We start from the raw sequence: 13,765 nt of genomic DNA, 5'->3' as shown, positions 1-13,765 counted from the left end.
TGCCTTAACCAATAAAACGCGCCACAACAGTGCGTCAGACGTTTTGATTTACCTTGGTTAAACAGGGTTTTAGCCCTATTGGGCCAAATCATTAACAGTGCGGTGCGAAAAGGCCGCTATGATAGTGATACCACCCCTTGATGTCAATCTGACTATTCTGAACCATCCCGTCACACTAACGTCATATCCGTAGCGCAGGTTGTTGAATTTACGGCAAAAACTGAGTAAATATCGCAATAATTGCCAGCGGTGGCGGCAACACTAACGCAATCTCGGCAACTGCTATAAGATAGGGCTTATGAATACCAGCAACCCAATTCCGGCCGGCGTCATTGAAGGTTTTTTTGGTCGCTCGTGGCAGTGGCCGCAGCGGCGTCAATTGGCCTCTTTTCTGAGCGAGCATCAGCTCGACTTCTATCTTTACGCGCCCAAATCTGACCCCTTTTTGCGGCGACACTGGCGCGCATCACACCCCGCCGAGCAATGGCGCGAGTTGGCCGCCACCCGCGAGACCTACCGAGACTGTCAGATTGATTTTGGCGTAGGCCTAAGCCCGCTGGACTTATGTACCGATCAGGGCATTGCCGATACCGCCGCGCTCGACGCTAAAATTAAACACTTGAACACTCTTGAGCTGGATTACCTCGCCCTATTATTTGACGATATGCGTGGCGACATCCCCCAGCTCGCCCAGCGCCAGAGCGAGCTCGCCGAGCGCGCCGCCAACCTAAGCAACGCCAAACGAGTCATTCTTTGCCCTACATACTACTCCAACGATCCGGTGCTGGAAAAAGTATTCGGCCCTGCACCAGAGCACTATTTAGAAACCCTGGGACAAACTCTTGATCGGGCTATTGATGTTTTCTGGACGGGGCCTTCGGTGTGCAGTGATCACTACCCAACCAAGCATTTGCTTGAGGTGAACGAGCGCCTGGGGCGCAAGCCCTTTTTGTGGGACAACTATCCGGTCAATGACGGCGCCGTACGCTCACAGCACTTGTATTTATCGCCCACCAAGAGCGACCGGAGCACCGCCAAACCCTATATAGCAGGCATTGCGGCTAACCCGATGAATCAATTCTATGCATCGTGGCCTGCCCTGGCCGGCTTAAGTCAAGTGTTAACAAGTCAGCAAGCACCGCAGTGCCAAACAATTCTACAAAACCTGTACAGCGAACAAACCGCGCACTACCTTAAGCAAGATTTACCCACTTTTGAGCAGGGCGGATTAAACGCATTAAGCGATCACGACAAACAAATACTGATTGAGCGCTACACACCACTCGGCATCATCGACCCCATAGCAGCAGAAATCTGTGATTGGCTAGCCGGCGGCTACACCTTCGACCCCAGTTGCCTAACCGAGTAGCATATTCGAATACACCCTCTCAGCAAAAGATCGTATTCGACACTTTTAAAAATTTGACGCCCACACACCCTTAAGTATTTAGCGCTCCTGCTCAAACAAAAAATTTCTCAGTAAATCTTTACCGCCCTCGGTGGCAAAAGATTCGGGGTGAAACTGTATGCCCTCAATCGGGTAGTCTTTATGGCGCACACCCATAATTTCCATAGGCGCACCACTGGCAGCGGCATCGCTAAAGCTTTTAATACCCACCTCAGCTACTACTGCGGTCAACTCCAAGCACTCGGGCAAGCTTAATGGGTCAGCTACCAGCGAGTGGTAGCGCATGATCTCAAGCGATTGCGGCACACGGGCAAAGACACCTTGCGCGTTGTGATAAATTGGGCTGGTTTTGCCGTGCACCGGCAAGCCGGCTTTAACCACCTTACCACCAAAAACATGAGTAATACCTTGCATGCCCAAACACACACCCAGTAGCGGGATGGTTTTTCCGGCTTCGGCAATAACCTCGGCGCAAATACCAAAATAGGCTTTGTCATCGGGCGACCCCGGGCCTGGCGAGATAATAATACGATCCGGCGCCATAGCAATAACATCGTTTAAACTGATGTCATTATTGCGCTCCACTACAATAGAAAAATCGCCCACAGCGCCCTTGGCCTTTTCTGCGGTTAGAATTTCACCTATATATTGATACAAGTTGTAGGTGAAGGAGTCGTAGTTGTCGATAATTAAAATTTTCACGGTCAGACTCCTTAGGCCGGCTTAAATCGATCCAACACTTTTTTAGTGCCGGCGAATTTACGTTGAATTTCTTGGTATTCATCAGCGGCATTAGAATCGTACACATTGCCACCGCAAGTTTGCACATAACCGTGTTCGCCGTTAACAAACACCGTTCGGATAGGAATGGCAAAGGTGCAGTCGCCATTAAAAGAGAAGTGCCCTACTGCGCCACCGTATGGGCCACGGCCATCAGCCTCCAGCTCATCAATAATTTTCATGGCTTCAATTTTAGGGGCGCCGGTTAATGTACCCGCCGGGAAGTTACTCGCCAGAGCGGAAAACATATCTTCAGAATCCGACATAATCCCGACAATCTCACTGGAAATATGCTGCACATGACTAAAGCGCTTAATATCCATCAAACTGCGTACCTTCACCGTACCAAATTGCGCTACGCGGCCAATATCATTGCGGTGTAAGTCCACGATCATATTGTGTTCGGCAATTTCTTTCGGATCATTTAACAGGGTGCGTGCCAGGGCTTTATCCTCGGCTTCTGTGGCGCCACGTTTCGTCGTACCGGCCAAAGGATAGGTTTCCATTTCGCCCTGCCGCAGGCGGAATAAGAGCTCGGGGCTAGCGCCAATGACTTTTTCATCGCCAAATTTAAGGTAGTACATTTGCGGTGAAGGGTTCACCTCGCGCATAGATTCATACACACGAATGGTATCACCCTCAATTTTAAATTGAGTTTTAAACCCCACTTCGCACTGGAAGATTTTTCCCTCAACAATGTCTTGCTTAACCTTTTCTACCGCCTGTTCATGGGCGGCGCGATCCATGGTGTCGCCTTGCGGGGTTATGCACAAATCGCCATCGCCTTGATACGTTTCATTCAACAGGTCATGCACCAAAGCTTCGCGGCTTTCATCGTAAAAGAAGTAGAAAACCTCATTGGTCATTTTGTCCAAAATCAAGCCATCTTTGTACAACCCGAATTTAAAGGCATCGAAGTAATCACTGGCTTGCAAGTTCATACTCGGCTCAAAGTAGTTCATGCAGTCGTAGCCAATATAGCCGGTTAAGCCGCCGGCGTATCCGCGAGAAATAATATTTTGTGGCACAATATCGCGCAGTAAATAGTAGGGGTTTTCACTGGGATATTGCTCAGCACTGCCATCGCGCTCAGTAATGGTCAAGGTTTTACCTTGGGCCGAGAGAATTTTTTCCGGATCGAAGCCGATCAGAGAGTAGCGAGATATATGGCTTTCTTCACCCAGTGATTCGAGGAAAAAACAATGGTCATAGCGTTTCTCGATTTTTTTGAAGACTCCAAAAAAATCACAATCGGTTGTAAGTGTGACATAACTCGGCTTGCGAGGAATGCTAATAGGGTCTGGCTTATTCATAATCGGGCCTATAACAGCTAGGTTTGGGCAGCGGCTTACATATCATCCAGCTTGCCAGCCTGAAGAGCGCGTGAACCTCGGGTTACCGTGGCAATGCCTACCCCCAGCTGCCGGGCCACTTCTCGTTGAGACACACCGGCTTTTAACAACCGTGTGATCTGCAAACGCTGAGAAATAGCGTGCAGCTCCGCCGGCGTTAACAAACCTTCAAGCACGCGACGCATACTTTCGGGAGTGTCAAATTGCAGCAGATACTGAACCAGCTCTTGAAGGTGTTGCTCTTCCGTATTCATGTACTAGTACACTACCATCATTGATGCTAAACAACAACCGGTATTAATCAATAATATATGCCAATCACCGACTGGAACCGTGCGGCCCGGCATATTCCATGGCAAAATAGCGACCTAGCTCAACAGGACTCAGTATGCGACCGGTTATTCTTCACTATCATTTGTTTAAAAATGCAGGCACCTCTATCGATTCCTGCCTTGAGAAATCGTTTGGAAAAAACTGGCTGAATTACGACAGCCCTGTCGGCCATACCATTTGCGCCAATCAAATTGTTGAGCTGCTAGAGCAACACCCCGAATTGCGAGCACTGTCTTCACACGATACAGCCCCACCGCTACCCAGTGGTGATTTTCGAGTTTTGCCTATTGTTTTTTTACGTCACCCGCTACTCAGGGCCAAATCTGCGTATTTATTCGAAGAGAGCAAACAAAAAGGGCTGGAGGCCAGCACTCAGGGGTTCAGAGACTATGTAGCCAAACACATTAACGACTTAAACGGCGGAGTTATCACTAACTTTCAGGCATGTCGCCTCGCCAACCAAAGCCCCGACGGGCCAGATGCAGTGACACCGACTAGTGAAGACGAGTATGCAGCCAGGTCTTGTGCATTTATTGATTCACTCGCGTTCTTCGGCCTTGTTGAGCAATTTTACGAATCTTTTGTGCGCTTAAAATATTATTTGATAGATCAATTTCCAGACATACAAATACAGTACACTTGGAAAAACTCCACTACACACACAGAGGCCAGTACAGGTGAGCGCCTAGAAACCATTGCCAAAGAACTTGGTCCAGAACTCTATCAGCAACTATGTCAGCGCAATCGACAAGATCTCAAACTGTACCAACATGCAGCCGAGCGTTTTAACGCCCCACTGTCTTAATCGATCAGAATAAAAGCAATAAAACGGCCCGCCCAAACCGTATAATCAAGCGACTCTCTGCCTACCCCATTACTATTCAATCATTTTGCAATCCTTACACTTACCGCTTGTAAGTTTCTCCACCTAAGGCCGGTTTAGCAGCACACACCGACACCAAAAACTCCATATGTGATTGTTTTATATGAATATTTGATTGTTGGCATAAGTATCGCTATTCACTTATTAACAAATGGTAAACAACACACGCAATACTGCGAACACTATTGAACCGCTGCGAGACAATTGACATGGTTAATACCAATCCAGCCCAGCAATCAGACGCCAACTTGAGCACCTCTCAAGTAGTGACTGGTGCGGTTCAGAGTGTAAACATGTTTTCACCCCCCGACTTGGGCCGCTTTTTTAACCGATTGACGGCCCTTTTTTATTCGCCCGAGCCGGTGAACCACTCACCCTCGTTAGGCCACCACCCTCACCGGTGGGCGGCCTTTTTTTATTCCCATCGATGAGCGCGGCGTCCGCCGCGGCATCACCCTCCCCCTTGAGCCGCTCTTCGCGGCTCTTTTTTTGGCTTAAAAAAAGGCCCCGAAGGGCCAATGTGAGTTGAAAGATAAATACTAGGCCGCCGATTTTTTCTCAACCTCTGGCTGCGCAACCTCACGGCGAATTAAATAGTCGAAAGCACCCAGTGCTGCCGTGGCTCCTGCGCCCATAGAGATCACTATCTGTTTGTAGGGCACGGTCGTGGCGTCACCCGCAGCGAATATGCCGGGTACACTTGTCGCACCGCGCTCGTCAATTTCAATTTCTCCGCGCACGGTGAGTGCCACCTCTGACTCCTGCAGCCATTCGGTATTGGGCACCAAACCAATCTGCACAAACACACCCGCTAGGCTCGGTGTGTGCTCTTGCTCGGTTACCCGGTCGCGGTAACGTAAGCCCGTCACTTTTTGGCCATCACCGATTATTTCGGTGGTCTGAGCGCTGGCGATAATTTCGATATTGGCCATCGACCTTGCCTTGTTTTGCAGGACCTGGTCAGCACACAAGGTGTCGGCAAACTCCAACACGGTTACATGATCGACAATTCCGGCCAGATCAATCGCCGCCTCAATACCGGAGTTGCCACCGCCAATGACCGCTACGGATTTACCTTTAAAGAATGGGCCATCACAATGCGGACAATAAGCCACGCCCTTGGTACGATACTCAGCTTCGCCGGGCACACCCAGCTCGCGCCAGCGGGCACCGGTTGCCAAAATAACGCTTTTGCTGGCCAAACTGGCTCCGCTTTGCAGCTCCAGGTTTATTTTTTCATCGCGGTAAATTCGGTTGGCGCGCTCGGCGGTGATAATATCTACGCCGTAGTCTTTTACGTGTTGCTCCAGCCCTGCTGCCAGTTTAGGCCCTTCGGTGTAGGGCACTGAAATAAAATTCTCGATCCCCACGGTGTCCATCACCTGGCCACCAAAACGCTCGGCCAGAAGCGCCGTACGAATACCCTTGCGCGCCGCGTAAATGGCCGCCGCTGCGCCGGCTGGCCCACCGCCGACTACAAGCACATCGTATTCTTCGCGGGCGTTTAGCTCGGCGACTTTTTCCTCGCCGCTGTTTTCATCGAGCTTGCCGACAATTTCATCCAGGGTCATGCGCCCCTGCCCAAAGGGTTCACCATTTAAATACACCGCGGGAACGGCCATAATATTACGCCGCTCAACTTCCTCTTGAAATAAAGCACCATCGACCATCTGGTGGGTAATATTCGGATTAATCGTCGCCATCACGTTCAGAGCCTGAACTACCTCCGGGCAGTTTTGGCAGGAGAGCGACACAAAGGTTTCAAAATGGTATTCGCCCTTGAGGTTGCGAATTTTTGCCACTAAAGATTCATCTTCTTTTATCGGGTGACCACCGGTCTGTAATACGGCCAACACCAACGAGGTAAATTCGTGCCCCAGAGCAATACCAGCAAAGCTCACCCGAGGCGTCTCCCCCGCTCTGGCAATGCCCATACTGGGCGAGCGATTGGCAGACTGAAATTTGAGTTGAATTTTGTCAGACAAACTCGCGATTTCACTCGCTAAAGCACTCAATTCGCGCGCTTTTTCACCGTCGTTCATGGACACACTGAGCTCAATGGGCTCCGCCAACTTTTGCAGATAGGTGTCCAATTGTTGTTTGATTGTTGCATCTAACATAAGTGTGTCCCGATGTTGTTCATAAATGGTTAAAAAAAATGCCGACCGAAGCCGGCACAAAGGGGCTAGAGTTAAATTTTGCCGACAAGATCCAGCGATGGTGCCAGTGTCTGTTCACCTTCTTTCCATTTAGCCGGGCAAACCTCACCTGGATTGTTAGCGACATATTGAGCTGCTTTAATTTTGCGTATCAGCTCATTGGCATCGCGCCCTACACCACCGGCGGTGATTTCAACAATTTGCACCCGGCCTTCGGGGTCGATCACAAAGGTGCCGCGATCGGCAATGCCTTCTTCTTCGATCATCACGCCAAAGCTGCGGGTAATCGCCCCTGTTGGATCGCCAATCATCGGGAACTGAATCTTGCCAATAGTCTCTGATGAGTCGTGCCAGGCTTTGTGAGTGAAGTGGGTATCCGTCGATACGGAGTACACCTCAACGCCCAGGCGCTTAAACTCTTCGTAGTTATCCGCTAAATCGCCCAACTCTGTCGGGCAAACGAAGGTAAAGTCCGCAGGATAAAAGAAAACAACCGCCCACTTACCTTTAAGATCGGCTTCGGAAACATCCACAAACTCACCCTTCAGATAAGCTTTGGCTTGAAAGGCTTGCAGTTCACTATTGATATATCGAGACATGGTTTACTCCTGAGTTAGTGTTTAAAAAGCGACATCTAATCAACGGAATAAATACTATCAACCATAAAGAAACAATTTAAATTAACTATCATTATTCTACTGATAGCTATTTCCTATCGGGCGGGCTGGGTCGATATTTTTATGGCGGGTGATTGTAGGAGGAGATACAACAATATGAGTTAGTCGGCAGGCTGACTATCGGTACAGGTTTCTTGACACTGGTGTTCACTCAGGGCAAGGGAAAGCGTTCCAGCTAAGGCTAACAGGGAAGGCAGAGAGTGGGAGCTGTCTCTATCTGGGAAAAACCCTATATTGGCAGTCAAATACGGGTATAGTATTCTGGCACGCAGACCAAAAAGTAGGATCGGCCGTTGAAACTGATTTTGGGATCTCTATTCGCGCTATTTCTGGCCTTGTCTATTGGCTCACAGCCTGTACACGCCCTCCAGCTACAGGCATCACTCGCCAACGAAGACTACCCCCCGTTTTATTACTACGACGATATTAACCGGCAGTTTACGGGCGTCTCTATTGAGATATGCCGAGAAGTAGTGGCCTCGCTCGGTCACACCCTCAGCTTTAAGCGCTCACCTTTTATACGCCTGCTGCACGAACTCAGAGAAGGTAAATCTGATATCGCCTGCACCTTATTTAACACTAGCGAACGCTCGCCGGGCATAGTATTCACCCAAGTACCCCATATTTTTGAAACTATCTCCGTTTTTTCTCGCCTGGAGACAGCAGTAACCACGCCTCGGCCACTTAACAGTGACTACCTTAAGCAACACAAAGTGGGAGGCGTGCGGGGTTATTTTTATGGTGAGGCACTGCAAGACCAAAATGATTTTACCAAGCGACAGGTAAACACCGAGTCGCAGCTGGTTAAGATATTATTGGCAGGGAGAATAGATTATGCTCTGGGCAACCGGGCCAGTATTACCCATCATGCGCGCACGTTAGGGGTTGAGAGTCAAATCCGTTTTTTCGACCAGGCCGTTTATAGCGGACCTATTTATATAGGGGTTTCACAAACCAGAGCCGACGCCCAGCAATTAGTCGCCGACTTGACCCAAGCGGTGGCAGAATTTCGGAAAACCGATCAATACCAGACAATACTGCAACGCTATAACATTGAAGTGACAGATTTTTATTGAGCCTCTGGCACCACGCGAACCCAATGACCATTGCGTTTTTGCACTTGGCAGCGTACCCATTGGCGAAACTCCCCAACTCGGCAAAGTGTGGTTTGCTCTGACTCGACACCAACCACATTGCGATAAATTAATTTGGCATCATTACGACTTAGGTCGTCATCGCAATCAAAAATTTGTCTAACACACCACTGTGCACCCACCTCGCCATTGCTGTAGTAAGCCCCTTTGTGTAGCTCAAGCTTATGGCTATCGTGCTGGCGTGCATGTTCCCAGGCACGAGCAAATATATCCGACAGTTCATCCGGCGCCACATCCACAAAAGTGTTTAAATCGTGCATTGCCGCGGCAAAGTCTTCATGGGTCAACGTTGGCAGAGACTTATTAACCACATGCCCGCTGCTAGCCAAGGTTCTTGGGTATCGCCGCCATGCAAACACACTGTTAAACAACACCGCAGCGGCCAAGATAACGGCGACATTAATGCCTATCGGAATCAACAAATAACCATAACCCAACTGATGAATAGCGGGCCCACCGATAACCGCAGCTAAAGCGGTAGCCCCACCGGGTGGGTGTATGCAACGCAAATAACACATGAGCAATACGGCAAGGCCAACCGCAAGAGCAGGCGCAAAAGGCTGCCCAGGTAAGCATTGCTGAACCGACACCCCGACCAAAGCTGAGATTAGATGCCCGCCGACGAGCGCCCACGGCTGCGATAGTGGCCCGTGGGGCACAGCAAATAGCAGTACCGCTGAAGCCCCCATAGACGCCAAGATCCAAGCCGTAGCGTCCGGTACAAACCATTGTGTTAAGCCGTAAACCAAGCCAATCCCTACAGCAGCACCTAAACCGGATATCAGTTTTTCCGGATGGTTTGTTACATTTTCCTCTATCCCCAGTAAACCTTTGAGAAATAACACGCGACTCTACCTTTACAGTGCACCAAGGTGGGGCATCATAAAGAAGGACACTTCGGTTAACAAGTTGAATTTATCGACCGAAATGTGATCATAGGCGTTGATGCGTATGCCCAAACCATGCACTCTATGTTTACTTACACTCACTCGTTGTCATCGGAGTTATATTTTTATGTCCCTGACGTTCCGCTCGGGAATCTTTAAATCGAGCTTTTTCCTCGCTCTGTTAATCACCTCAAATACCGCCATTAGCGAGACTTACGCTCTTCAATATCATGCGACCATAAGCGATGATACCGAGCACGCTCAGATGAGCATAACCATTCCTCAAGCCCAGCTGATTAAGAGTATTAATTTTAACCTCGACCCCGACTTTCATAGTGATATAGAGGGCAACGGTCAACTAGAGGTCAACGATGGGCGCGCGATTTGGCACCCACCGGAAGAAAACGCCAAACTAGAGTATAAAGTGGCGCTTAATCACGAGCGCGATCCAGGGGAGTTCGACTCTATCCGGCAAAAAAACTTCACCATATTTAGGGGCGACGATCTAGTCCCACCGGCCAAAGTACGCACTAAAGCCGGAGTTGAAAGCCAAGCCACCTTAACTTTTACCCTGCCCGAGCACTGGAACAGCGTGAACAGCGGCTGGCTCAAACAAGAAGATGGCAGCTTTGCCATTGACGACCCCGACCGACGCTTTGACCGCCCCACCGGTTGGTTTATAGCCGGTAAACTCGGCACCCGGCGCGAGCGCTTAAGCGATACACACATTGCCGTCAGTGCGCCGCAAAATCTGGGCGTAAAACGGATGGACTTAGTCAGCTTTATTCTTATGAACTGGCCTCAATTTCGTCAGCTGTTGGACGAGCTGCCACCCAAGGTATTAATCGTTACCGCGCCAGACCCCATGTGGCGTGGTGGCTTGTCAGGCCCCAACTCGCTGTTCTTCCATGCCGACCGGCCTATGGTGAGCGAAAATGGCACCAGCACCCTGCTCCATGAGCTATTTCATACCTTGACCGGCATTACCGATAAAGGCAACGACGACTGGTTAGTCGAGGGCCTGGCCGAGTACTATGCCATTGAAATTCTCTACCGCAGTGGGGGTTTAAGCGACGATAGGCTCGAGCGTATTTACCAATGGCTTGCCGATTGGAGTGAAGACATCACCCAGCTGCGCGGTAGCGCCTCAAGCGGGGAAACAACCGCGCGTGCGGTATTATTAATTAAAGCGCTGGCCGAGGAAATTGACCAAAAGACTGATGGGGAAAAATCGCTAGACGACATCACCCGTATACTTGTCCAAGAAAAGCGGGTTGACCTCACCATGCTTAAAGAGATTGTAGAAAATTTAATCGGAACACCGGCTGACGTATTAGATTCAAAATTATTGAAATAACCCTCGACTAGGGCTAAGTTAAGCCGGCCACACACCAAACGGAGCAGAACAATGAAGTACAACAATATTCTAGAGACCATTGGCAACACCCCGTGCATTAAAATTAACCACCTATTTCGACCCGACATCGAAGTATGGATGAAAGCCGAACGTTTTAACCCCGGCGCCAGCATCAAAGACCGTATTGCTCTGGCCATGATTGATGACGCCGAAGCCCAAGATTTGCTGCAGAAAGACACCGTTATCATCGAGCCGACCAGCGGCAATACCGGCATTGGTTTGGCCATGGTAGCGGCCGCGCGCGGTTACCGACTTATACTGACCATGCCAGAGTCTATGTCTGTCGAACGGCGAAAAATCATGAAAGCCCTCGGTGCCGAGCTGGTATTAACCCCGAAAGAGCAAGGCATGGGCGGAGCCATCAACAAAGCCACCGAGTTACGCGACGATTACCCCAACAGCTGGATGCCGCAACAATTCACCAACAAAGCCAATGTAGAAGCGCACCGCAAAACCACCGCCCAGGAGATTTTAGCCGACTTTCCGGAAGGTTTAGATTACTTAATTACCGGCGTGGGCACCGGCGGCCATATCACCGGCTGCAGCGAAGCGTTGAAGGCCGAATTCCCCAATATGAAAACCTATGCGGTAGAGCCAGAAAAATCTCAAGTAATCGCGGGCAAAGAAAAAGGCCTGCATCGCCTGCAGGGTATAGGCGCCGGCTTTGTGCCGGAGATTCTCAATACCGACACACTGGACGGCACCATTGCCGTTAGCGAAGAAGCAAGTTTTGAAATGACCCGCCAGTGCGCCAGCAAAGAGGCGATATTTGTCGGCATTTCATCTGGCGCTAGTCTCGCGGCGGTTAAAGAGCGCGAAGCGGAATTCGCACCAGGCAGTCGTATTTTGGTGTTCAGCTACGACACCGGCGAGCGCTACCTATCCATTGACGATTTGTTTGCCAGCGAATAACACCAACTCGGCAAACGAAAACTCTGTTAAGAATCGTCAGAGCCGACCCCCAAAGGTCGGCTTTTTCGTAGAATAGGTATAATCCAACAATAAGCCCGACCCGCATACGGGCACCGTTAGCCACACAACACACTATAAGAGACAGCCAATGATTACCCACGAAGTCAATCCGCGCTATGTCGCCAGCGCACAACGCTACCAAACCATGCCCTATCAGCGCTGTGGTAAAAGCGGCTTGCGCCTGCCACGCCTATCTCTCGGACTGTGGCAAAATTTTGGGGCGGTAGACTCCCTGGCCAATGCCCGCGCCATGGTTCAAGGCGCGTTTAACCTCGGCATTACGCATTTCGATTTAGCCAACAACTATGGCCCCAACTACGGCTCGGCAGAATCCACCTTTGGCCAGCTTATGGCCGAAGGTCTAGACCACTACCGCGATGAAATGATCATTTCCAGTAAAGCCGGATACGACATGTGGCCCGGCCCTTACGGTATGGGCGGCTCACGCAAATACTTAGTAGCCAGTTGCGACCAAAGCCTCAAGCGTTGCGGTGTGGAGTACTTTGATATTTTTTACTCCCACTGCTTTGATCCAGAAACCCCACTGGAAGAAACCATGCAAGCGTTGGACTACATTGTTCGCTCAGGCCGTGCACTGTACGCCGGCATTTCCAGCTATAGCGCAGAACAAACTCGGCAAGCCGCCGCTATTTTGCAAGACCTAGGTACCCCGCTGCTAATACACCAGCCCCGCTACAACCTCATGGATCGCTGGATTGAAGACGGCCTGACCGACGTGCTGGACAACGAAGGTGTAGGCGCCATTGTTTTCTCGCCACTGAATCAAGGCATCCTCACCAACAAATACCTAGGCGGCATTCCCAATAATTCACGCGCTGGCCGGGGCGATCAAATTTACCTAAAAGAAAGTGACCTAAGCGAAGAAGTCATAGGTAAAGTAAACGCCCTAAACGACATAGCCCAAAGCCGCGACCAGAGCCTCGCCCAAATGGCCATTGCCTGGACGCTCAATAACCCAACCGTCACCAGTGCCATCATCGGCGCCAGCCGTGTCGAACAAATCAACGATTCGGTTGCGGCTTTAGATAATATGAACTTTAGTGCAGACGAGCTGGCAGCGATTGACGCTATTGTTAAGCCTTAACCATACCAAAGCTCAGGGCTATTCAATCCTCTCTTTAATCAACAATTAAAGGTAAAGGATTATTTAGACCGCAGAGCTGGATATTAATAGAAGTGGGGGATGCTTAACACCCGAATATGGGCTGCGAATCGCAAGTGTAGCGGACGCAGCCGCATAACTTTGCAGCGACATAATATTATCATTATATGATTTTTAATGAGGTATATTTAAAAATTACTTTTCAAGCAGCAAAGTAAATGAACGAATAACCCCCACCATAGAGACATTGGGAACGATTGATTGAACCTTCCAACCATCTTTATTCAATGACTGGATTTTTTGATTCAACTTCAACATATCCGGCTGACTTGTCCAAAATGACATTTTTCTAAATACGATAACCTTTTGCATATTGCACTCCCTCGATACACACATATAACAGCAAATTCATTTGCCAAAATCACACTCCCCGCGACAATCTATCTCCGACAGAGATCGGCTTTAAAGCTGGCAAGGTGTTTTTCGGTCACAAAGAACAACTACATACACTGGCAGCTCCTTGCCCGATGCGAAGCGCTTAACCTAGATTATTACGACGTCACAATAAACACGACCGCCCACTAAAACCCGCGCCGATGGCCCGCTTTTGTCCCCTGAGG

At 49.7% G+C, this 13,765-nt stretch carries 13 protein-coding genes; 6 read left to right on the top strand and 7 right to left on the bottom strand.

The window, feature by feature from the left end; all coding sequences use genetic code 11:
- Window positions 1-298 precede the first annotated feature (298 nt).
- Complete coding sequence (locus Q4526_RS09290; protein ID WP_215976791.1) at window positions 299-1,369, top strand: beta-N-acetylglucosaminidase domain-containing protein; 1,071 nt, start codon at window positions 299-301, stop codon at window positions 1,367-1,369.
- Between the two features lie 78 nt (window positions 1,370-1,447).
- Here Q4526_RS09290 and Q4526_RS09285 read toward each other — a convergent pair whose 3' ends face one another.
- The 3 genes from Q4526_RS09285 to Q4526_RS09275 are packed head-to-tail and all read right to left on the bottom strand — an operon-like array spanning window position 1,448 to window position 3,794.
- Window positions 1,448-2,110, bottom strand: a complete 663-nt coding sequence (locus Q4526_RS09285; RefSeq protein WP_215976790.1) for an aminodeoxychorismate/anthranilate synthase component II — start codon at window positions 2,108-2,110, stop codon at window positions 1,448-1,450.
- A gap of 11 nt (window positions 2,111-2,121) precedes the next feature.
- Window positions 2,122-3,501: an anthranilate synthase component I family protein gene (locus Q4526_RS09280; protein ID WP_215976789.1), complete on the bottom strand. Its 1,380-nt coding sequence runs from the start codon at window positions 3,499-3,501 to the stop codon at window positions 2,122-2,124.
- A gap of 35 nt (window positions 3,502-3,536) precedes the next feature.
- Entirely contained in the window at window positions 3,537-3,794 is a 258-nt protein-coding gene (locus tag Q4526_RS09275) for a YerC/YecD family TrpR-related protein (RefSeq protein ID WP_215976788.1), read from the bottom strand.
- A 134-nt stretch (window positions 3,795-3,928) separates the two neighbouring features.
- Here Q4526_RS09275 and Q4526_RS09270 point away from each other — a divergent pair, with 134 nt between their 5' ends.
- Window positions 3,929-4,678 carry a sulfotransferase family 2 domain-containing protein gene (locus tag Q4526_RS09270; RefSeq protein ID WP_215976787.1) on the top strand — a complete coding sequence of 250 codons (750 nt, stop codon included), beginning with the start codon at window positions 3,929-3,931 and terminating at the stop codon, window positions 4,676-4,678.
- A 617-nt stretch (window positions 4,679-5,295) separates the two neighbouring features.
- Here the strand turns inward: Q4526_RS09270 and ahpF are convergent.
- Together ahpF and ahpC are read right to left on the bottom strand one after the other, a co-directional pair.
- Window positions 5,296-6,876: an alkyl hydroperoxide reductase subunit F gene (gene ahpF, locus Q4526_RS09265; RefSeq protein ID WP_215976786.1), complete on the bottom strand. Its 1,581-nt coding sequence runs from the start codon at window positions 6,874-6,876 to the stop codon at window positions 5,296-5,298.
- Between the two features lie 71 nt (window positions 6,877-6,947).
- On the bottom strand, window positions 6,948-7,514 hold the full coding sequence (ahpC, locus tag Q4526_RS09260; protein WP_215976785.1) for an alkyl hydroperoxide reductase subunit C: 567 nt from the start codon (window positions 7,512-7,514) through the stop codon (window positions 6,948-6,950).
- A 371-nt stretch (window positions 7,515-7,885) separates the two neighbouring features.
- Here ahpC and Q4526_RS09255 point away from each other — a divergent pair, with 371 nt between their 5' ends.
- Window positions 7,886-8,668: an ABC transporter substrate-binding protein gene (locus tag Q4526_RS09255; RefSeq protein ID WP_215976784.1), complete on the top strand. Its 783-nt coding sequence runs from the start codon at window positions 7,886-7,888 to the stop codon at window positions 8,666-8,668.
- Here the strand turns inward: Q4526_RS09255 and Q4526_RS09250 are convergent.
- Entirely contained in the window at window positions 8,662-9,591 is a 930-nt protein-coding gene (locus Q4526_RS09250; RefSeq protein ID WP_215976783.1) for an HPP family protein, read from the bottom strand. The two genes, Q4526_RS09255 and Q4526_RS09250, sit on opposite strands and share 7 nt — an antisense overlap.
- Before the next feature lie 169 nt (window positions 9,592-9,760).
- Between Q4526_RS09250 and Q4526_RS09245 the strand changes: the two genes are divergently transcribed.
- The 3 genes from Q4526_RS09245 (at window position 9,761) to Q4526_RS09235 (ending at window position 13,127) form a co-directional block, all read left to right on the top strand.
- On the top strand, window positions 9,761-10,990 hold the full coding sequence (locus tag Q4526_RS09245) for a hypothetical protein (RefSeq protein WP_215976782.1): 1,230 nt from the start codon (window positions 9,761-9,763) through the stop codon (window positions 10,988-10,990).
- A gap of 51 nt (window positions 10,991-11,041) precedes the next feature.
- Window positions 11,042-11,962 (top strand): cysteine synthase A, encoded by a 921-nt coding sequence (gene cysK / locus Q4526_RS09240; protein ID WP_215976781.1) that lies wholly within the window; start codon window positions 11,042-11,044, stop codon window positions 11,960-11,962.
- A 148-nt stretch (window positions 11,963-12,110) separates the two neighbouring features.
- Complete coding sequence (locus tag Q4526_RS09235) at window positions 12,111-13,127, top strand: aldo/keto reductase (protein WP_215976780.1); 1,017 nt, start codon at window positions 12,111-12,113, stop codon at window positions 13,125-13,127.
- A gap of 213 nt (window positions 13,128-13,340) precedes the next feature.
- Here Q4526_RS09235 and Q4526_RS09230 read toward each other — a convergent pair whose 3' ends face one another.
- A complete protein-coding gene (locus Q4526_RS09230) occupies window positions 13,341-13,517 on the bottom strand; it encodes a DUF4177 domain-containing protein (RefSeq protein WP_215976779.1) in 177 nt (58 codons plus the stop codon).
- Window positions 13,518-13,765: the final 248 nt, after the last annotated feature.

The sequence above is a fragment of the Gilvimarinus sp. 2_MG-2023 genome (assembly GCF_030547685.1).
Lineage (GTDB): Bacteria > Pseudomonadota > Gammaproteobacteria > Pseudomonadales > Cellvibrionaceae > Gilvimarinus.
Note: the sequence above shows the minus strand (reverse complement) of the source record. Positions and strands in the feature narration are given on the sequence as shown.

Coding starts and splice junctions, on each gene's coding strand:
- Q4526_RS09290 (WP_215976791.1), top strand. CDS start 299: ATGAATACCAGCAACCCAATTCCGGCCGGCGTCATTGAAGGTTTTTTT.
- Q4526_RS09280 (WP_215976789.1), bottom strand. CDS start 3,501: ATGAATAAGCCAGACCCTATTAGCATTCCTCGCAAGCCGAGTTATGTC.
- Q4526_RS09275 (WP_215976788.1), bottom strand. CDS start 3,794: ATGAATACGGAAGAGCAACACCTTCAAGAGCTGGTTCAGTATCTGCTG.
- Q4526_RS09270 (WP_215976787.1), top strand. CDS start 3,929: ATGCGACCGGTTATTCTTCACTATCATTTGTTTAAAAATGCAGGCACC.
- ahpF (WP_215976786.1), bottom strand. CDS start 6,876: ATGTTAGATGCAACAATCAAACAACAATTGGACACCTATCTGCAAAAG.
- ahpC (WP_215976785.1), bottom strand. CDS start 7,514: ATGTCTCGATATATCAATAGTGAACTGCAAGCCTTTCAAGCCAAAGCT.
- Q4526_RS09245 (WP_215976782.1), top strand. CDS start 9,761: ATGTCCCTGACGTTCCGCTCGGGAATCTTTAAATCGAGCTTTTTCCTC.
- cysK (WP_215976781.1), top strand. CDS start 11,042: ATGAAGTACAACAATATTCTAGAGACCATTGGCAACACCCCGTGCATT.
- Q4526_RS09235 (WP_215976780.1), top strand. CDS start 12,111: ATGATTACCCACGAAGTCAATCCGCGCTATGTCGCCAGCGCACAACGC.
- Q4526_RS09230 (WP_215976779.1), bottom strand. CDS start 13,517: ATGCAAAAGGTTATCGTATTTAGAAAAATGTCATTTTGGACAAGTCAG.